Source organism: Psychrobacter immobilis, from assembly GCF_904846225.1.
In the GTDB taxonomy this organism is placed as follows: Bacteria; Pseudomonadota; Gammaproteobacteria; order Pseudomonadales; family Moraxellaceae; genus Psychrobacter; species Psychrobacter immobilis_F.
The window spans coordinates 153,100-174,958 of sequence record NZ_CAJGZJ010000003.1; the positions used below are offsets into that span (position 1 = coordinate 153,100).

The 21,859-nt window shown below is 43.2% G+C and carries 13 protein-coding genes and 1 pseudogene; 9 read left to right on the forward strand and 5 right to left on the reverse strand.

What is annotated here, in order from left to right; translation table 11 throughout:
- Positions 1-231: 231 nt before the first annotated feature.
- Positions 232-1,335 (reverse strand): chorismate synthase, encoded by a 1,104-nt coding sequence (gene aroC, locus JMX48_RS03570; RefSeq protein ID WP_201534395.1) that lies wholly within the window; start codon positions 1,333-1,335, stop codon positions 232-234.
- 145 nt (positions 1,336-1,480) lie between these two features.
- Complete coding sequence (gene prmB / locus JMX48_RS03575; RefSeq protein ID WP_201534398.1) at positions 1,481-2,656, reverse strand: 50S ribosomal protein L3 N(5)-glutamine methyltransferase; 1,176 nt, start codon at positions 2,654-2,656, stop codon at positions 1,481-1,483.
- A 366-nt stretch (positions 2,657-3,022) separates the two neighbouring features.
- Between prmB and JMX48_RS03580 the strand changes: the two genes are divergently transcribed.
- The 6 genes and pseudogenes from JMX48_RS03580 to JMX48_RS03605 all read left to right on the forward strand — a co-directional run bounded on the left by JMX48_RS03580 (position 3,023) and on the right by JMX48_RS03605 (position 12,462).
- The gene (locus JMX48_RS03580; RefSeq protein ID WP_413786346.1) at positions 3,023-4,396 is read left to right on the forward strand and encodes a L,D-transpeptidase family protein; all 1,374 of its coding nucleotides are present in this window, start codon (positions 3,023-3,025) and stop codon (positions 4,394-4,396) included.
- Between the two features lie 789 nt (positions 4,397-5,185).
- Positions 5,186-6,757: a DUF389 domain-containing protein gene (locus tag JMX48_RS03585; RefSeq protein ID WP_201534401.1), complete on the forward strand. Its 1,572-nt coding sequence runs from the start codon at positions 5,186-5,188 to the stop codon at positions 6,755-6,757.
- A gap of 158 nt (positions 6,758-6,915) precedes the next feature.
- Positions 6,916-9,588: an alanine--tRNA ligase gene (alaS, locus tag JMX48_RS03590; protein WP_201534403.1), complete on the forward strand. Its 2,673-nt coding sequence runs from the start codon at positions 6,916-6,918 to the stop codon at positions 9,586-9,588.
- 305 nt (positions 9,589-9,893) lie between these two features.
- The gene (locus JMX48_RS03595; RefSeq protein ID WP_201534406.1) at positions 9,894-11,180 is read left to right on the forward strand and encodes an aspartate kinase; all 1,287 of its coding nucleotides are present in this window, start codon (positions 9,894-9,896) and stop codon (positions 11,178-11,180) included.
- 526 nt (positions 11,181-11,706) lie between these two features.
- Positions 11,707-11,874, forward strand: a pseudogene (csrA, locus tag JMX48_RS03600) (carbon storage regulator CsrA); the annotation flags it as partial.
- A gap of 213 nt (positions 11,875-12,087) precedes the next feature.
- Entirely contained in the window at positions 12,088-12,462 is a 375-nt protein-coding gene (locus tag JMX48_RS03605; RefSeq protein WP_201534409.1) for a HopJ type III effector protein, read from the forward strand.
- 79 nt (positions 12,463-12,541) lie between these two features.
- On the opposite strand, the gene JMX48_RS03610 is transcribed toward JMX48_RS03605, so the two are convergent.
- Both JMX48_RS03610 and JMX48_RS03615 read right to left on the reverse strand, forming a co-directional pair.
- A complete protein-coding gene (locus JMX48_RS03610; RefSeq protein WP_201534412.1) occupies positions 12,542-12,853 on the reverse strand; it encodes a YeaC family protein in 312 nt (103 codons plus the stop codon).
- A 56-nt stretch (positions 12,854-12,909) separates the two neighbouring features.
- On the reverse strand, positions 12,910-13,914 hold the full coding sequence (locus JMX48_RS03615; protein WP_201534414.1) for an NAD(+) kinase: 1,005 nt from the start codon (positions 13,912-13,914) through the stop codon (positions 12,910-12,912).
- 301 nt (positions 13,915-14,215) lie between these two features.
- On the opposite strand from JMX48_RS03615, the gene JMX48_RS03620 reads away from it, so the two are divergent.
- Positions 14,216-14,938 carry a Bax inhibitor-1/YccA family membrane protein gene (locus JMX48_RS03620; protein WP_201534416.1) on the forward strand — a complete coding sequence of 241 codons (723 nt, stop codon included), beginning with the start codon at positions 14,216-14,218 and terminating at the stop codon, positions 14,936-14,938.
- An 88-nt stretch (positions 14,939-15,026) separates the two neighbouring features.
- Here JMX48_RS03620 and JMX48_RS03625 read toward each other — a convergent pair whose 3' ends face one another.
- The gene (locus JMX48_RS03625; RefSeq protein WP_201534418.1) at positions 15,027-17,924 is read right to left on the reverse strand and encodes a heavy metal translocating P-type ATPase; all 2,898 of its coding nucleotides are present in this window, start codon (positions 17,922-17,924) and stop codon (positions 15,027-15,029) included.
- 481 nt (positions 17,925-18,405) lie between these two features.
- On the opposite strand from JMX48_RS03625, the gene mrcB reads away from it, so the two are divergent.
- Both mrcB and JMX48_RS03635 read left to right on the forward strand, forming a co-directional pair.
- On the forward strand, positions 18,406-20,868 hold the full coding sequence (gene mrcB, locus JMX48_RS03630) for a penicillin-binding protein 1B (RefSeq protein ID WP_201534420.1): 2,463 nt from the start codon (positions 18,406-18,408) through the stop codon (positions 20,866-20,868).
- 31 nt (positions 20,869-20,899) lie between these two features.
- Complete coding sequence (locus JMX48_RS03635; RefSeq protein ID WP_201534422.1) at positions 20,900-21,733, forward strand: tetratricopeptide repeat protein; 834 nt, start codon at positions 20,900-20,902, stop codon at positions 21,731-21,733.
- The last annotated feature ends 126 nt before the right edge of the window (positions 21,734-21,859 follow it).

The window sequence follows — 21,859 nt, forward strand, 5'->3', positions numbered from 1 at the left end:
TTTTTGAAGCCTCTGTCCGCAACGGCACAGCAAGCGAGAAAAATCTATACCAGTAGTATCTGACGATTGATGTATCGATTTAAATTTTCACCGACTATATCTTTTATTATTAAATCGATTACAATTCATAAGCCCAGTAAATGTCTTATAAACTTCCATAAAAAAGCCCTTTATTTTTCTAATAAAATTTTATTAAAAAAATAAAGGGCGAATAACGTTATAACGAGTTGTTTAAGTAATAGACTGTACTGGCGGCTGAACATCAGCGTTTTGACCACGATGACGCAGATAATGATCGAGCAATACAATCGCTAGCATGGCCTCGGCAATGGGCGTTGCGCGTACACCCACGCAAGGGTCATGACGACCTTTGGTCAACATGTCCACCGACTCACCTTGAGTATTAATACTCTTGCCAGCAGTAGTGATACTAGACGTAGGCTTAAGGGCGATACTGACTCGAATATCTTGTCCTGACGAGATACCGCCCAATATACCGCCCGCGTGATTGGCCGTAAAGCCATTTGGCGTCATCTCATCACGAGAACGATGACCAAACTGTCCTGCTACCGCCATGCCGTCACCAATCTCAACCCCTTTTACGGCGTTGATACTCATCATAGCATGAGCAATATCGGCATCTAAGCGGTCAAACACCGGCTCACCAAGTCCAACTGGCACGCCACTGGCAATCACTTCAAGACGAGCACCGCAACTGGTGCCTTCACGGCGTAAACTGTCTATCAATGCCTCAAAACGCGTCACTGCATCCGCATCCGCACAAAAAAACGGATTGCTATTCACGAATTCCCAATCAATTTGACTGGGCTCGAGTACGTGACTGTATTCATTACCGATTTGGGTAACGTGACCACGTATTTGTACCCCTAAGCGATCTTGTAGATATTTTTTGGCAATAGCGCCAGCTGCCACTCGCATCGCCGTCTCGCGCGCTGACGAGCGCCCACCACCACGATAATCGCGAAAGCCATACTTCATACTATAAGTGTAATCAGCATGACCCGGACGGAAGGTATCTTTGATTTCGCTATAATCTTTTGATTTCTGATTGGTGTTGCGAATCAGTAGACCAATAGACGTACCCGTTGTTTTACCTTCAAATACGCCAGAGATAATTTCAACTTCATCAGATTCACGGCGCTGGGTCGAATACTTAGACGTACCCGGTTTGCGTCGATCCAAATCCACTTGCAAATCATCCTCTGATAACGCTAGACCTGGCGGTATACCATCGACGATTGCCATGAGACCTGCACCATGCGACTCGCCACAAGTGGTCACCGTAAAAACCTGTCCGATACTATTGCCTGCCATATTTATCCTTAAACAAGTAAACGCGATTGCTGGTTATTTGATCAATCATTTGTGCGTTGAACTGGTACTATTTTTAATTGACACTATTTTTGATTAGCACTACTTTTGATTGATACTATTAATATGTATTTACGATGCACACATACTACTGAATGCCGTCCAATAGCTGCACATAAGCGGCAAATAGCTGACGATTTGCCATGAGCTCATCATAGGTAATAGCAAAAACGCCATGACCGCCGTGGGCAAACTTCAGCCAATCGAACTGAATTTCAGGATAGGCTTGTTTTAATGCCCATTCACTATCGCCCACTTCACAGACAAGCAAGCCTTCTGGGCTAAGATAATCTGCTGCTTCAAATAGGATGCGATGTACCAAATCCAATCCATCTTGACCCGCTGCTAACGCGTGTTCAGGCTCGTGTAAAAACTCAGGTGGTAAATCTGCCATGATAGCGGCATCGACATATGGCGGATTTGTAACGATTAGCTCGTACTGATTTTCTGTCGGAATCTTAGCAAATAGATCTGATTCAATCACATTCACTTGATGGCCAAGATCATGATGATCGACGTTGACCATTGCCACCTCTAACGCCCCTTTATCAATATCAACGGCATCAACGAGCGCATCGATGAAACGTGTCGCAAGAGCAATCGCAATACAACCTGAGCCCGTACATAAATCTAAGATGCGTTCAGGCTGCGACAACTGTTTAACGTCTAAACCATGATCATAAAATATGGAGGTTTGTTCATTGACGCTAACACCAAGCGGTTTGGCCAGCTCACTGACTTCAAAATACGGGTGAAACTGCTGACGAATCAACTCTGCTATCGGTGAGCGCGGGATCAAAACACGTTCATCGACATAAAAAGGCAAATCACAGAAATACGATAAATTGATCAAATAGCTTAGTGGCTTACGCTCAGCGATACGTTCTTCTAATAAGTCCAATACCTGCTGCTTCTCTGATGTGGTCAAGCGGCAGTCAAGAATCTGCTCATTCGCTGACCAATCTAAAGAGAGCGTGTGCAATACAATGGCCGATGCTTCGGCAAATTCATCCGTGGTACCTTGAGCGACGACCACATCATAATTACGGAGCTGCGTGACCGAAAAACGAATGAAATCACGAATACTCACTAGCTGCTCGCGCGCTTCTTCTAATTCTGCAGGCAAGTTGGCAAATTGATCGTGTTCACCGACAAGCCCAGTTTCCAAATCATACTCCAGCTCACCTGCTAAAGCTTCAGAGCCATCTTCATTGAAATATTGATTTTGAAACTCTTCTGCGCTCATTGTTTGGTCTTCTGACATATCGCACCTTGCTGATTACATGCTCACGGACTACATGTGTGTGGGTTAAATCGCTTTTTGTGAAAAGCTAATCTATTAAATGAAAATCTAATTATGCATTATAGACACAAACACTAAGTAGCGCCAATATTTGCCTCTCTGCTGCCCTTTTTACATTTATACAAATGGCGCAAATAATGAGAGTTTTGGATAATAATCTAACCTTACCTTATAAACATCCGTGCTATGTTCTTGCCCAACTGTAGTGAATACGTCAACAGTTGACGTTTAACAACAGCTAAATGCAAAAAGATGTATCAAAAGTTTGCGAAGCAATCAAATTATGCGCATAATAGCCGCATTAGTAGCAACTACAAGTGACTCAACATTATGAAAATAAAGCCTATTATTACTGCTATATCTATCGCTGTCGTTGGTGCCAGTGTTAGCGCACTTGCCGCCACCACTGATAGTACTCGCACATTGCCAGTACGTACGATGAATTCAGCACCTAGTCTCGCTCAAAAAGTTAGCCTCGATGTGCAAGAAAATCGTAGCAGCTCAGTTGCCGAATCTGATCGTATGACGCAACTGATTGATTCAAAAAAGAGAGCAGAGACATCTGCGCAGCCAAAAGCAGCCCCAGCAGACAACATGAGCGCCGCCGAGTTGACGCTTAAGGATGAACGCTCTGATAGCACTGATGATATCAGTGAAGGTCAAGCCGTTGCTGCCCCTAGCGACGTAGCCTCTATTGACTCATCTGACCCAATGGCTTTTGAGCTGCCTGAAAACGAAAAACGTCAAGATTTTAGCGACGACCCTACCATCAAAAATATCGAAGATAAAGATGGTAAAAGATACACCACGCTGAACTTGTCAAACTATGCCAAACAAGTGAATGAGTCTACTTGGTCATCCAATATGAAAGTCAACTCAGCGATGACTATTAAAATTCAAGCGTTACTCGATTGGAACCATGCTTCTCCTGGCCCTATCGATGGTGGTTGGGGTATGAATAGTAAAAAAGCCCTTATCAACTTTCAAACTATGAAAGGCTTGTCAGCAACCGGTAAAATGGATCAAAAAACATGGGATGCTTTGATCAAAAACATCTCACCCACTAAGCCTGTACTGGTCACTTATACCATCACTGACGATGATATCAAGACCAATTTTACGAACACACCTGCGGGCGCAGAAGCCAAGTCAAAAATGAAAGGTCTTTATTATCAAGACATCAAAGAGATGTTTGGCGAGCGTTTCCATATGGATGTGCGCTACTTAGACAAGCTAAATCAGAACAAAGGATACAAAGCGGGCGAGACCATCACTGTCCTCAATACACGTGGTCCACTTGATCAGCGTATTAACCGCGTTATCGCCAATAAAGCAGAAAAAACGCTTTATGCTTACAATGATAAAAAACTGGTTGCCACCTACCCAACGACGATTGGTAGTGATGACACACCATCGCCACATGGTACTTTTAAGATCGTTAATAAAGTAAAAATGCCTTGGTATAAAGCCACGGTCGGTGATGGCGCTCAGAAAAAAGTTTATATGTTACCACCAGGGCCAAACAATCCTGTCGGTGTCGTATGGATGGGCTTGTCTAAACCTTCTTACGGTCTGCATGGCTCACCGCAGCCTGAAGGAATCAGTCGTCAAGCATCACACGGCTGTATTCGCTTGACCAACTGGGATGTATTAGAGGTTTATGCCAATATCGAAAATGGCGCAACCGTTGAGCTTCAATAGTTTTTAGTAATGATGATCAAAAAGACCTCGATATTGAGGTCTTTTTTTATGCTTGCTGATAAGGCTTGGTTGACGTCAATCACGGATATAGTGTCGTGTATCCATTTTATTCAATATCGACTATATTCTCTAACTTTATACCTTATAACTGTTTTCGTTGCCAGTAAGACTGCCAATTTTTTTGGCAAAAAACATAGCGGCTGGGATCGAAACCAAAGCGCCTAGCGCTATCGCTATTTAGACATGAGATATCTCATTAAAGCCCATAATTAAGACTCCAATTATAAAAAGCCCCATGGTAACGGTTGCTGCTATTAAATATACAACGCAAAATAATAACCAGTTCATAAATTACTCCTCATTAATATTGTGGATATAATATATTTATACTTTAAATCCACAAAAAAAGTAAGTATTTATTGTAACCCCTTAGACTATCTATATGAAGTGACTACACATGAGAACCTTGTTATCGTTTAGGTCTCAATACTATTCAGATATAGTTGGGTCGATATAAAAAAGAGACAACGGGGCTGGGATGAATTTTTTGTTGCCTCTGTCTGCGAAGGCACAGCAAGCAAGAAAAATTTGTCCCAGTCACGCAGTATAGTGTTGCGTATCCATTTTATTCAGTAGCTCAGATAGTTTAACTATTATTTTTTGAACACTTATTACTTGTGACCTCCTCCTTTTAGTCAGACGCATAAAACTCATATACTTTTAACGATTTATTATTACAATAATGGCTTTCTTTGACCTCTCATTTACCTCTCAATAAAGCTACCTGTTATGACTAAACCTAAAAAAAACGTATCTAACGAGTCACCGATGACTCAGGATTTAACAGACCCTGCTGATATTATGGCCAAACCAAAATCTTTAACTCAAACCGCGACTGAAGCTTCTATAACAAATGAGAGGCCAGATGATACTGAGTCAGACGAACTTGGTAAGGACATGGCTTGTGAGCAGGCACCTAAAACTGAAGCAAAAGTAAAAATGGAATCCCTTTCGCCTGACGTGGTGGTTGCGTCATTAGAAGATTCTGAGGCAAACGTCCACTCAGATGAAGACCAATCACAAGTAGCATCAGAAGAAGAAACTATAAAGCCAGAATGTATAGCAGTAGAGGACACCGAGGCAGAAAAATTTTCAGCACAGGATTCAAGCCAGCTAGAACCCGAAAGCGAGGAGTTAACGGCAAATAACGATAGTGAACTGCCAGAAGAGGATAAGGAAAAAGAGAAAGAAGAGGACAAAGTCAAAGAAAAGAAAGAAGCCAAGCTCGAGTCTTATAAGCAATTTGTCGCAGAACAATTTAATAATAAAAAAGTCGATTACCCAGAAGTCAGGGTCACTATTGAAGCCAACGCTTTGCCCAGTAAAATGTATTTTATTATGAATACGCTTTCTGCCATCATCGCAAGCTATGGGCTAGTGACCAATTCAGCAGCCGTGGTCATTGGCGCCATGTTAGTTGCAATGATGTTAGGCCCTATTACGGGGGTAGCATTGGCGATCATTGACTATCGTATGCCGCTACTGCGTAAGTCTTTGCTCACTGTCTTGGCGGGTGTATCTTTGGTTATTTTGGTCGGATTTGTGGTTGGCCTATTGCATCAAGGTCAGCCATTGACGAATGAGATTTTATCTCGCACTCAGCCTACCTCTATGGATTTAATGATTGCCTTGGCTGGTGGTACTGCGGGTGCATATGCGATGGTATCACCGCACTTATCTGTGGCTGTCGTCGGAGTCGCCGTTGCCACAGCCTTAGTGCCGCCCTTAGCTGCCAGTGGTATTTTATTTGCTAATGGTGAGATGCAGATGGGGCTTGGCGCTGCCTTATTAGCCTTGACTAACATCATTGCTATTCAGTTCACCAACGCCATGGTGCTGTGGTTTTTGGGATTCCGTCGACTAGTAGATGATGATTATAAAACTGGTGCTTCTTTGATATTTTTGCGCCGCAATGCCGTCACACTTTTATTATTGGTCGGTTTAGGGATTTATCTGACCATCAACCTAAATACCAATGCCAAAAAACAAGCCTTTGAGAATAATGTTAAACAAACAATCAATATGTACTTTATCGATCAAGGTAATGTACTGACCAATACTCAATTTGATAAAAATGACAACTTTCAAATCATTCGTGCAGTAATCCGTGGTGAGACCAGCCCAAGCTCGCAAGATGTACAACAGATAGAAGATATAATTACAAAAGACATGGCAAAAAATTTCCCAGATTATTTGCCTATTAAATTGCAATTACGATACCTACCAGTACAAGTCATTGAGTCTAATCCTTTAATAAAAGACAAGCTTAATGAAACCGATGCTGCAATTTTGACCAATTAACATCTATTTTAGCCAGCTACTTTTGGTTGACCAAAATGCTGGTTTTATTCATAGAATATCCTAGCGGTTATAACTCTTATACCAAGAGCTTGGGCGTTTGTGCTAAAATCGCATGCAAAATTATTTTACTCAATTCTATCTGTCAGTAAGGAGCCGCTGTGAGCCAGCCATTTCGCTCAGCCGATATTCGCCAAGCCTTTATCGATTTTTTTATAAGCAAGCAGCATACCCCAGTCCCATCGTCTAGTTTGATTCCGCACAATGACCCAACATTGCTATTTACCAATGCGGGTATGAATCAATTTAAAGAGACATTTTTGGGTATGGAGCCGCGTGACTATACACGTGCCGTGACCTCACAAAAATGTGTACGTGCTGGTGGTAAGCATAACGACTTGGATAATGTCGGTTATACCGCGCGTCATCATACTTTTTTTGAGATGCTAGGTAACTTCTCATTTGGTGATTACTTCAAGCAAGCAGGTATCGAATACATTTGGGAGTTTTTAACCTCAGATGAGTGGCTAGCGATTGATAAAAATCGTTTGTATGTCACCATTTACGAAACCGACGATGAAGCGTTTGATATTTGGAATAAAAACATTGGTATTCCAAGTGAACGCATTATTCGTATCGGTGATAATAAAGGCGCGCCTTACGCATCAGATAATTTTTGGACCATGGGCGATACTGGTCCTTGTGGCCCTTGTACCGAGGTTTTTTATGACCATGGCGCCGATATCGAAGGCGGTCTACCGGGTACACCTGAAGAAGATGGCGATCGCTATATCGAGATTTGGAACTGCGTGTTCATGCAGTTCAATCGTCAAAAAGACGGTACGCTACTACCGTTACCTGCGCCAAGTGTTGATACTGGTATGGGACTTGAGCGTATTAGTGCCATCATGCAAGGCGTTCATGGCAACTATGAGATAGATCTATTTACTCATTTGATGGATGCAGCAGCTGATATTTTAGAGATTGACAATGAAAAACAGTCATCACTAAAAGTCATCGCTGATCACATTCGTGCTGTATCGTTTTTGATCGCTGATGGTGTCACGCCAAGTAACGAAGGTCGCGGCTATGTACTGCGCCGTGTGATTCGTCGTGCCGTTCGTCATGGTAATAAGCTTGGCGCAGACAGTGATTTCTTTTATAAAATGGTCGCGCCACTGGTGGCTGAAATGGGCACCGCCTATCCTGAGCTAGCAGACAAGCAAAGCGTCATCGAAAACGCCATTCAAAAAGAAGAAACACAGTTTGCCAAGACATTGGCGCAAGGTTTACGCTTGCTTGCCAGCGAACTTGAAGGTTTACAAGATGGTGACACGCTATCTGGAGAGGCGGCGTTCAAGCTTTATGACACTTATGGTTTTCCAATCGATTTAACTGCGGATATCACTCGTGAACGCGGTATTGCCATTGATGAAGCTGAGTTCGATGAGCATATGCAAGCACAGCGTGAGCGTGCTCGTGATGCAGGCAAATTCGACGTCGATTATAGCAGCGTCATTCAAGTAGAGGCGCCGACGACCTTTATCGGTTATGAGCAACTTGAAGAAGATGGCGTGACTGTTGACGCTCTTTACCAAGACGGCAATCCAGCAAACAGTTTGACCGAAGGCACGGAAGGCGTAGTGGTACTTAACCGTACACCGTTTTATGCCGAAGGTGGTGGTCAGGTTGGTGAGCTGGGTGAAATCCGTACCGCGACAGGCGTCTTTGACGTTCAAGATACCAAAAAATCTGGTCAGGCGATTATCCATTATGGTGTGGTTACCATGGGTGATATCAGCACTAAGCAAACGGCAGATGCTCAAGTTCTCTCTAGTATCCGTGCGGCAAGTGCCAAAAACCACTCTGCCACTCACCTATTGCACGCGGCACTAAGAGAAGTATTGGGCGCAGAAGTCACGCAAAAAGGCTCACTGGTTTCAAGCGAAGTGCTACGTTTTGATTTCTCATATGACAAGCCTGTCAGTAACGCCGAGATTACGCGTGTAGAATGTCTCGTCAACGAGCAAATCCAAGCAAATACGCCTGCCCGCATTGAGAATATGTCTATTGATGAAGCAATGAAACAAGGTGCCATGGCGCTGTTTGGCGAAAAATATGGCAGCGAGGTTCGTGTCCTTACTATGGGTACAGATAGTATCGTAGACGGTCAGCGCAAGCCTTTCTCTATCGAGCTATGCGGTGGTTTGCATGTACAACGCACTGGTGATATTGGCGTCTTAAAAATCACTAGCGAATCAGGCATTGCTGCCGGTATTCGTCGTATCGAAGCCGTCACTGGCATGAATGCGGTCAAAAACATTCAGCAAAACGAACAACAACTCAGTGAATTGGCCAGTCAGCTAAAAGTAAAACGTCCCGAAGTGGCGCAGCGTGTGCGCACTATGGCGGACAAGCAGCGCGACTTAGAAAAGCAGTTAGAGCGTTTACAGCAGAAGATAGCCAGCGCGCAAGCAGCCAATTTATTAGATGACGTTCAGACCATCGCAGGCACGCCGGTTCTTATCAGTATGCTAAGTGGTATCGATGGCAAATCTATTCGTACGCTTATGGACGATATTAAATCCAAACTGCCTGATAGCGTCATTGTCTTGATTGGGGATAAAGACAACCAATTAGCACTAGCAGCCAATGTGGCAAAATCTCTCACCGCTAAAGTAAAAGCGGGTGATATTATTCGTCACTTGGCAGGTGAGCTTGGCGGTAAAGGCGGTGGTAAACCTGACTATGCACAAGGCGGCGCACCAAAGTCTAGCAACAGCACAGCCGTTGTTAATGCGCTACCTGCTTGGATTGAAACCCAGCTCGGCTAAGCATTAAGTCAAGTACAATTCTGCTAAATTGCCCGCAGAGTATGCGATTGGTTATAACCACTATAACCAATCGCCATGTATATAGACCACGCTGACACTTAACGTTGTGACGCAAATATGCTATAAAGGTCAACGTCTGAACATATCGCTCATTTATTAAGTATCAAATAAGTAACATTGAAAAAATAAAAAGCATAGGACGCAACCCTTATAATACGGCTTTATCTATGCAAGCATTGATCGACAGTCACATTGGCTCTCATCGATGATAAAAAAGGCCATTAATGAATAATAGGTAGGTTTTTATGGCGTTAATAGTACAGAAATACGGCGGCACCTCGATGGGTAGTATCGACCGCATTAAAAACGTCGCCAAACGAGTCAAACGCTGGCATGATAATGGCCATCAAATAGTCGTTGTGGTATCTGCCATGAGTGGCGAAACCAACCGTTTAATTGATCTGGCGCGCCAAATCAGCAATCAGCCTGATCCTCGCGAATACGATCAAATGGTCTCAACGGGTGAGCAGGTTTCTATCTCCTTGCTCGCCATGGCGATTAAAGAGCTTGGTATTGGGGCGCGCTCATTTACGGGTCGTCAAGTTGCCATCAAAACCGACAGCGCCCACAATAAAGCGCGTATTGAAAGTATCGATGATAAAAATATTCGTGAGCAGTTAGATGCTGGCAATATCGTCATCGTTGCAGGCTTTCAAGGTATTGACGAAGAAGGCAACGCAACCACGTTAGGCCGCGGTGGTTCTGATACCACAGGCGTCGCTATTGCCGCCGCACTAGGTGCTGATGAATGTCAAATCTACACTGATGTCGATGGCGTCTATACCACTGACCCGCGCGTGACTTCAAAAGCCAAAAAGCTTGAAAAAATCACCTTTGAAGAAATGCTTGAAATGGCAAGTCTTGGCTCTAAAATTCTACAAATCCGCTCAGTAGAGTTCGCTGGCAAGTACGGTGTGCCTTTGCGTGTGCTATCTAGCTTTGATGAAAATACCGACGGCAGTTTTGACCAAGAGTTTCAAGACAACGTCGGCACCCTAATTACGATAGACGAAGGAGACAATATGGAACAGGCAATCATTTCAGGTATCGCCTTTAACAGAGACGAAGCAAAAATTGTAGTGCGCGGTGTACCTGACCATCCTGGTATCGCTTCTGCTATCTTAAGCCCGATTGGTCGCGCCAATATCGAAATCGATATGATTGTGCAAAATCTTTCGGTCAATGGTACGACAGATTTTACTTTTACGGTCAATCGCTCTGATTTAGACAAAACCATGAAAGTGCTTAACGAAGAAGTCAAAGACGAGATTGGTGCCAAAGAAATACTAGGCAATAGCGAAGTTGTCAAAGTGTCTTTGGTTGGTGTCGGTATGCGCTCACACGCCGGTGTCGCAAGCCTAATGTTCCAAACACTGGCTGAAAACAATATCAATATTCAAATGATATCGACCAGTGAAATCAAAGTATCTGTTCTGATTCAAGATCAGTATTTAGAAAAAGCCGTTAAGTCATTACATACCGCATTTGGTCTTGACCGTGAAGATGGCGAAAGTAAAATCGCTGGACTGTGATATTTACTAGGGCGTGTCCTCAATCTGAAAATGGTGATAAAAATAAGATAAATGGCAGCCAAACAAGGAAAATAGTGCAGATAATATCGAGATATTGACTAGCTATTTGACGATGTTTGGCAAGATTTAGCTATTTTTAACCCATTTAGTCGTTTTTGTTCAGATTGAAGACACGCCCTAGCTATTAAAATATGGTTTTAGTGGTTACGGTCACATAATAAGCAAATATTGATAGTATTTAAGCAAAATAGGATCTATTTAGATCCTATTTTTATTTTTTATTATTGCTAAGGTTAATCTTTATCTAATAGTTTTGTGAAAATCCGTGACACTATCTGTTATGCCCCCTATAATGGGGCTTTCATTTGGGCTAAATGAATTCACCTATCATTGCCGCTATTGGCACGATGTTAAGTATTGTGGTTGTCATTTATACACTGCATATTTAGTGCTGCGGTGATGTTCTGCAATTGAGTAATAATACAATGAGTAATAATTTGTTGATGCGACATAAGGAGTGTGACGCATGTTAATTTTGACACGCCGCGTGGGCGAAACGCTAATGATTGGTGATGAGGTCAGTGTGACTGTCCTAGGTGTTAAAGGCAATCAAGTACGTATTGGTGTAAACGCACCTAAAGATATTGCCGTACATCGCGAAGAGATTTACCAGCGTATTCAGCATGAGCGTTCTGTACAGTCGCAAATGCAGCATCTTGAGCAAGGCAGTTTTGCGCCTTCATTTGATGACGAAGATTATTTTAATCGTTAAGCCAAGCTACAATATTTAAGGTTTAACGACATTTAAAGTTTAGTGACTAATAATCCTCGAGCGCACAGGTATTACATTTTCATAAGCAGTATCTATAAACGCTGCTTTTTTAATCTGCTCTAAGGTCATTTATTTATGAGTATCCGCCAATCAGATGTATCGGCTTTACTTAATGGCTTGAACAAAAAAGCCATTGGATTCAATGATGTCATCAGTTTTATTGATGATTTTTACCGGTATGTACCTGCGCCTTTCGTTAATGGCATGGTACATAATGCAGCTGGTGAAAATGAAGGTAGTGCGAAGATTTTTGGTTTTGCCAAGCACCACGGTCTGAATCAATTGGATACGCTAAAACTGTTCGGTGAGCATTATGCCAACGTTCAAGCAACGCCTAACGGTACAGATCATGCTAATATTCGCAATTTTCTCCATTGGGGCTGGCAAGGATTCTTAATGCAAAAGAATCCATTAACGGTACGTCCTAGTGTTGATACGTCTGCGCTTTAATAATTAATTTATTCAGCAATAAAAAAGCCACGCTAACTAGCGTGGCTTTTTTATTATGTGTCATTATCGATGATTGAGCCTATTTATCACGAAATTTAATAGGTTGTACCGCGCCTTTAGGATTGGGCATATTAGGATAGTGATGCTCATGCTCGACATCGCATTCAGCACCAGCAATAGAACCATCTTCTTTGACTGGTTTGTGAATGTAGCCCGTGCGCTCGGCAGGTGACAGATGTTCATGCTCCCAAACCATTACCGCTTGCATACACGTCTCGCGCTGCTCAGCACTCAGCTTGCGACCATCAGGCCATTTACCCAGCTCAATCGCCATACGAAATTTATCAACCACTTCTGGCGTTAAACTTGCTAATATTGTTTGTTTATCCATCTTACCTACTCTCCACTACTGTTTTTTATACTGCTATTTTTATACTATAGACGCTATTATTCATCGTCTATAATATCATCATCAACGTCAAGACTGAATTCTTCTGCATGGACGTTCCAGTGCAACTTCGTGCGACATGCTTCATAGAAGTCAAACCCTGGCGGATGTAATAGGGTCAATTTATCAGGATGCTTACGAATATAAAGCCGTTGCTCTTGTTCAAGTGGGACGCTTGGCTTGCCATCTGCACTAACCATCGGTTGAGTACGATTGTCTTCATGGATGCGGATACAAATCTCGCTGTTACCACTCACCACAATCGGTCGACTAGATAACGTATGTGGATGCATAGGTACCAGACAGATGGCATCCATGCTCGGATGAATGATGGGGCCGCCACCAGATAGCGCATAAGCAGTTGAGCCAGTCGGTGTCGCCGCTATCAAGCCATCGCTATGCTGTCTATAAACATCCTGACCATCAATTTTCATCTGAAAGTCAATCATATGTACCGATTTTCCTGCATGCAACACCACATCATTGAGCGCCATGTCCTCATGAATGATATTGCGCCCTTCTCGTATCTCCATGGTTAATAGAAACCGATGATCCAATTGATAGTCGCCCATCAATACTTGGCGTAGTTTAAAGGCGGCTTCATCAGGTTTTACGTCGGCTAAAAAACCCAAACGGCCACGATTGATACCTAATACAGGCACACGATAACGCGCCAGCGCCTCAGCGGCGTGCAATATCGAACCATCACCACCAACCACGATAACCAAATCACAAATCTCACCAATCAAGCCACGCTTAACAATTTTGACTTTTTCAATCTCGGTCAGATCTAATGTCGGCAAATTCGCCGTTTGCATATCCATAATCAATGTAAGATTCATATCATTGATGGTTTGAGCAATCTGTACTAGACTTTGGGTGACGCTACGCTTACCCGCGCGGCCCATCAAACCAATGCGCCTAAAAGCAGGATTTTTGATCGCGTGGAACAGCTCTGATTCATGTAAGTGCGGTAATCTTGCTGACTGCGCTGAGTTTTCCATAAAACGACTCGGTATAACGATAAAGTACAGGGGAATGATAGCGGTAAATACACGCTTAGACTAGCATGTTTATGAATTATCGTTGTTAACTGTCGTAATCAATGCCATATAAAAGCAGTCACAGGTTATCTTTAGACGCGCCTGTTTAGTGTTTAGTGACGTATTACTTTTATGAATTAACAACCCTCTCTAACGTGTTGTAAAGCATTGACAGTTGTCACGTAAACACCGTTGACAATAATGGCGGTTTTGCTAAAGTAGCTAATATCTATATTATTTTTACTTTATTAAGGACATATTTATGGCCAATCCTATTGTCAGTCGCGCAGAACTTGCGATCGGCGGTAATCCCATGACGGTCAAGGGTGTGATTCAAAAGACCAGTCTCCTACTTGGGTTATCAGCCATCACTGGTGTGGGCTTTTTCTTTTACGCGCTGATGGCTGGTTTATCGCAAGGTTTTATTACGATGGCAGCCTTTGGTAGCATGTTTGCCGCTTTTGGTCTTGCCCTTTTCATCACCTTTAAACCACAAAAAGCCAAAACCTTTGCCGTTCCTTATGCTCTCTTAGAAGGTATATTTCTAGGTGGTATCTCGCTGTTTTTCATGAGAATGTATCCCAGCGTGCCAGTCACTGCCATGTGTGCAACGTTTGTGACAGCAGCGGTTATGCTAGGTCTATATCGCTCAGGTTTGATTAAAGTCACTCAGAAGTTTCGCTCAATTGTGACTTCAGCGCTAATCGCTATTATGCTCGTTTACGTCGCGCAGTGGGTTCTTTCTTTAGCGTTTGGTTCAAGCTTGCCATTTTTATTTGAAGGCGGCGTTATCGCTATTGGCTTTAGCTTATTCGTGATTGTTATCGCTTCTTTTACGTTGTTACTGGACTTTGATAATATTGATCGCGGTGTGGCAATGGGTATCTCTGAAGACTATGAATGGTTATTCAGTATCGGTATCCTTGCAACGCTAGTGTGGATGTACATCGAATTTATGCGTCTGCTAAGCTATCTACAAGACTGATATAAAAGCTGTCTAGCTATACTGTAAATAAAAAACCGCCTCTCATCTAAGGCGGTTTTTTATGGATTAAATTCAAGTCTGATTCAGACTAAGCGCGTTTTAAACGCAGCGCATTCAATACGACGAACAATGAGCTTAATGACATGCCAATAGCAGCAAGCCAAGGCGGGACGTAACCCAAAGCGGCTGGTATCAATACACTACTATTATAAATAAGTGCCCAGCGAAAATTTTGTTTGATGATACGTTCCGTTTTATTAGCGATACGCTTAGCGGCAGTAATGGATTCGATTTGTCCATTTAAAATAATGCTATCACTTGATACTTGGGCCAAATCTGCTGCCCCAGCAATTGAGGTCGACACATCTGCCGCCGCCAATACTGGTGCATCATTGATACCATCTCCGACCATTAGTACTACCGCACCTTCAGCCTGCAATTTTTGAATATGATTGACCTTATCCATTGGCGATAGGCCGTTATAGGCAAATGGCAGACCTAAGTTTTTAGCCATCACTAGTGCTTGTGGACTTGGATCTCCTGTCAGCATGATCGGTTCAATACCTTGTCCTTTGAGCATATCAATCATGGGTTTGACACTGTCACGTACTTTATCATTAAAGTAAAAACACGAAAGCGCTTGCCAATCCTTTGACTCACTTTGCTGACGAGACAAGACTACCGCTGAGCTGGCACGGTGTGTCGTCAAATCAATGGTAAATTCAGGATTTACATCAGAATTAGTATTCATTTTATCTAAGGCAAAATCGACATGACCAATTCGGTATGACACTCCATCAATCACCGCTTCTACGCCGCCTGCGGGATAATGATGCAACTCTTGTGTCGCTGGCAGATGCAATTGATAAGCAGCGGTCAGTAAAGCATGAGCAATGGGGTGACGACTTCCCACCTCTAGAGCTGCCGCGATGGACAATACTTTGTCTTTTTGTTCAGATAACGCTAAGGCATCATTTTCATTATGATTTATAGACGCTGAGTTTATAGACACTGAGTTTATAGACACTGAGTTTATAGACACTGAGTTTACAGGCGCTAAGTTTATAGGCGCTATTAGCTCAATATTGAGTAAGTTTGGCTTGCCATAAGTCAGCGTACCTGTTTTGTCAAAAGCCACATGGGTGATCTCAGCCAGCGTTTGTAGCGTATGTCCACGCGTCGTTAAAAAACCATAGCTGGCCAATCGATTTGTTGCCACCGTTAAGGCAATGGGGGTCGCTAAAGATAGCGCACAAGGACACGTCGCAACCAAAACCGCTACCGTCGCCCAAATAGCTTGGCTTGGATCGACCATGTACCATCCAATAAAGACCAAGACTGACAATACTAAAATCCGCGCGACAAACCAACGCGCCAATTTATCGGCTTGCTGTGCCAGCTTTGGCTTTTCACTCATGGCACGATTCATTAGCCGATCAATCAAGCCAATTTGGCTGTCTTTTGGCAGCGCTGTGACTAGCATCTCAAATGGTTGACTATCATTTTGTGCACCGCCAACGATATAATCGCCCTGAGTCTTGATAATCAAGTCGCCCTCACCCGTTAGCAAGCTTTGCGACACCGTTGCGGTTGGACTGAGCAAAATACCATCACTGATGATCTCAGAACCTGCCTCAACCATGACGATATCACCCACTTGTAAGCTGTGGGTGGTCACCATCTGTTTTTCTTCTGTATGATCTTTAGGTAATGATAGACCTAGTAATTGATTGCGTGTCTGCTGCCATCCTTGTGCAATATGTGACGTTAACTGATGAACATTGGCATCCATGCTCTGCATAAAGTTAGGCATAAAACTGGACACATTTTGGTCGCTGCTCTCATGCACATCTCCATCACTGACCTGAGTAGCAGGATCCTCACTTTCCTTATTAACCATTGTTTTTTTGAGACTATTTTGCTCTAACTGCTGCAAAATGCGTTTAGCAGCCTCTTTATCTTCAGCAATCTTTTGAACCAGTACAGGTTCAATTACCACCAAATCATTGGCCATGGTAGCGGCTTTTAAACGCGCATTATGCTCAATATAACGCCCAGCCAACAAGAATAAAATAAACATACTGACTGAATCATAGTATGTCTCTCCTTGTCCTGTGATAGTGGCATAGAGACTGGCAAAAAAAGTAATAATCAAAGCAAGACTGACGGGCACATCCATATTGACTTGACGGGCGCGAACCGCTGACCATGCTGAGGTAAAAAAAGGCATGCCCGCATAAAAGAAAACAGGCGTACTAACAAATAGAGAGACCCAGCGCAAAAAATCTCGCTGAAATATCAACATATCGCTATATTCACCAAAGTAAAGGGCAACGGCATACATCATGGCTTGCATCGCCCCCAAAGCTGCGATACCTAGACGCAATAGCATCTTATTGTTATGACGTGCCAGCATGGCTTCATGAGTATCTTGCCGATAAGGCTTGGCTTCGTAGCCGATTTCGTTGATAACGGCTAAAATGCGACTAATGGGTAGTTTTTCTTCATTCCAAGTTACCCGCATACGCTGATTGGTCAAGTTAACCTGACATTTATCAATACCCTCTAACTCAGCTAAACGCGACTCAATCAACCAAGTGCAAGCCGCGCAGCGTAGATTATTGACAGACAATTCTGCCACTGACAGACCATCTTGCGCATAAACAAACTGAGATTTTATCTCATCATGATCGTAAACTTCGAGGCGCGTTAACTGGGTTGGCAGACTTGCCGTGCGGTTAATCTCTGAGCGGTCCAAATAATATTGCTCAAGTCCAGCCTCTACGATGCTTTGTGACGCCAGTTGACAGCCCATACAACACATCTCACGCGACTTGCCTAGTATTTCAGCATAAAATGGTGGCTGCGGCACAGGATCACCGCAATGAAAGCAGTGACCTGCAAGTGGCAGCACTAACCCTTCAGTGATAGAATTGTCTTCATGATAATGAGTGGTGGATGCCACTGGTGATGGAGTACTAGACATAATCGCGCTTACTTCCTTTATATAGGTTTGCTCGAACCCTATTTGCTCTAAGTAAACTTGCTATCATTAATTGTGTTCAACATCGTACAAAATAGCGGTTTTCAATAATCTCGGCTTCAGCTATTTGGCACAGCATAAGCACTACTAAGCATAAGTACCACTAAGCATAACCACTACTAAGCATAAGCACTATTAGCTGTCAAAAAATAAGCACCAAAAGCGGATTCATACAAAATACATCGTGATAGCAGTCGTAAATTGCTATCTTATATAGCAAATATAAACTCAATTAAAAGCTGCCAACGCTTTACTGTAGATATCTATGTTTCAATAGAGATTATACTATAAGCAACGGCTTTGAGCAGTATAACTGCCCATCGCCTATTAGCAATGAATACTTGCATTGACGATGATAGATTGAAAAATTTGTCAATTTGCGTCATTATGAGGCAGTTTTTTATCCAAAAATGGTGCGACATCAGTGCAAAAATCCAATTTCAAGCTACCACAGTCATCTAAGCATGCTCGGCATACGCTACCCTCACAGCAGCGCGGCTTGGTGTTTAGTAGTATTATATTAATCGTCATCATCGCTGGCATGGTGTTATTGGCACTATATTTAATCAAACTTGACCGCACCATTACTCACAAGTTTGAGGGCAAGCGCTGGGATATTCCTGCCAAAGTATATTCTCAGCCGCTTGAATTATATCAGGGCGCTAATGTCGATACCGATACCATGAAGAAGTGGCTGGAGTTGCTTAATTATCAAAGCGACAAAGCTTATGATCGCACTGGTACTTATCATAAAGCAGGCAATACCTACTTTATTCATACGCGCGGTTTTACTTATAGCGCAAGCGATAAAGACAGCGAACAAGTCATCAAAATGACGATTGCTGGTAATAAAATTGATTCAGTTCAAAGTACGGTGCCTGCCAAAAGCGGCATCATTCGCTTAGAGCCTGTGAATATCGGTGGTATTTATCCAGACAGTAATGAAGATCGTTTGGTTGTGTCTTTAGATGAGGTGCCACAACCATTAATTGATGCTTTGATAGCCACTGAGGATCGCGCATTTTATGAGCACAAAGGGGTATCTATACGCGGTATCGCTCGTGCTGTACTGAACAACTTTTCTGGCGGCTCTAGACAAGGCGGCTCGACTATTACTCAGCAGCTTATCAAAAACTTCTATCTCAATTCAGACCGTACCCTAAAACGCAAAGCCAATGAGGCATTGATGGCTGTGCTGCTAGAGCTGCATTATAGCAAAGATGAAATTTTGCAAACTTATCTGAATGAGATTTACTTAGGTCAAAACGGCAACCGTTCTATCAATGGTTTTGGCTTGGCTTCGCAGTTTTATTTTGACAAACCACTTAAAGAGCTGCGTTTAGATCAACAAGCCTTGCTCGTCGGTATGGCAAAAGGCCCGAGTATTTATAATCCACGCCGCAATCCAAACGATTCAAAAGCGCGCCGTGATATTGTGCTCAGCAATATGCTGGCAGTAGGCTCAATCAATCAAGAAGATTATGATAAAGCGTTAGAGAGACCGCTTGGTGTCGTTGATAAGCCTGTTGAAGGTAAGAGTCAATTTCCTGACTTTTTGGATATCGTTAAGCGTGAACTCAATACCGTATACTACTCTGATGATCTCAAAAATGAAGGTCTGATTATTATTAGTACCTTAGACCCTATTGCTCAGTTAGCCGCAGACAAAGCCGTTGATAAAAAGCTGGGTGAGCTACGTCGTAATAATAGCAAAACCAAAAACCTGCAAGGCGCGTTAGTGAGTGCCAATCCTGAGACAGGCGAGCTTGTTTCTGTGGTAGGCAGTGGCAGTGAATTTACAGGCTTTAACCGTGCTGTCGATGCCAAGCGTCAAGTAGGATCGTTATTAAAGCCCATTATTTATATGACAGCGCTTGAAAGTGGCCGATATAACCTCGCCAGCTCCATAGATGACTCACCCATTACTGTCAATCTAAACGACGGTACCAAGTGGAACCCTAAAAACTATGACAATCGCGATCATGGTTATGTTCCTCTTACCACAGCTTTATCGCAATCTTATAATCATAGCGCGGTACGCTTGGGTATGGAGTTTGGGGTAAGCACATTTGCCAAACAATTACAGCGTATGGGTGTTAAAGAAAAAATACCGCCTTATCCTTCTGCTTTGTTAGGTTCGGTCAATCTTAGCCCAATGGATATGCTTGGCGTTTACCAAGTTTTTGCAACTGGTGGCTTTCGCACGCCTATTCATAGTATTCGTAGTGTCATTGATGATCGTGGTCGTATCTTACAACGTACTGGCCTTAATACTCAGCGTAGCATTCCACCTGAGACCAATTTTTTGACCAATTATGCTTTACAGCAAGTGGTTGCAACGGGTTCAGGTAAACGTGCGCAATCGCTTGGTAGCAATTTAAATCTGGCGGGCAAAACAGGCACGACGAATGATTTCCGCGACGCTTGGTTTGCAGGCTATAGTGGTAACTATGTCAGTGTGGTTTGGGTTGGTCGTGACGACAATAAGCCGATTGGGTTGAGCGGTGGTACTGGGGCATTACCAGTCTGGGTTGATTATATGAAACAATTGAAACTCACGCCTGTGGCATTACCAGAGCCTGAAGGTATCGAGTGGCTATGGCTTGAAAATAACTCAGGTAAATTGTCTAATGAACGCTGTGCCGATGCTCGCTACTTACCAGTGCTGTCAGCGCATCTACCAGAAGAGGCCAGCAGTTGCGCTATAGGCTTGTATCAGCAAGATCGTGAGCAAGTGCAAAGCGAGCAAGGTGCTATCAACCAGCAACGCCGCCGTGAAGGTTTAGAGATTCCAGATGGCGAAGCGGTTGATAATGACGGCCAAACAGAGAATGACGCAGAAAGTCGTGCAGATACTTGGTATGATCGTGCTGTTGAATGGTTCTAAAAAAACTTTAAAACTTATAAAGGGTCTCAACATGGTGTCAAATATCACGCAAACAGTCTCAGCCAAGCAAGGCGTTATTATGCCGCTTAAAAGGACTGCACTTGCCAACACAGTATTGGCAGTCGGTGCCTTTATCGCCATGCTGAGTTTGAGTGCCTGTCAGACTGCGCCCAGTACGACTGGTACGGCTGCTACGAGGCAAACCATACCCATTCAAACTGACTCATCGTCGCAAATGCCAAAAACAGCGGCTACCACAGTAGTAACTACGGTTACTCAAGCACCTATTGTCAGAACCGATGACGAAATCGATAATACAATTGATCCTTATAGCACCTCCGACTCATCAGAGCCATTTAATCCGTTGACGCAAGAAACCCCTATCTTTACGCCATCTAGCTCAGCAGCAGATCAATCTAATACAGTGGTTACCCCGCCTTCTCGTAATGACTACATGATTTCTGAGCCATCGGTGCCCTCACATAATGAGCTATTAGAGCAGGCCAGAAAAAACTCCCAGCAGCGGACGCAAAAGGCTGCCAGTAATAATAGCAATTTGCCAGCGTTTCGCAATTTGATGCAAGCGGGTATCAGTCAGCTAAAAACAGGCAAACTGACCAATGCCGAAAATAGCTTTACTCGCGCCCAGCGTCTCGCACCTAAATCCTCTGCAGTTTACTTTTATTTGGCACAAGTGGCATTAAAAAAGAACCAACCTCGCAAAGCAGAAGCAATGGCACGACGCGGTTTAAGTTTTTCTCAAGATACGGGTCGCAGGCGAGCGCTGTGGCAAATAATTTTGCAATCAGGGCAAGCCCAAAGCAATTCACGCGTCATTAGTGAAGCGAAGCAAGCTTTACGCTAATATTTTTAGATTTTGCATCCTTAACTTTTGAAGTACTAAGTATATTTGAAGTACTAAGTATAAAAGTTATTTTCCAATAATTTTTGTACTCTATATATTTATAAGTTATCCAATACTAATCGTTTA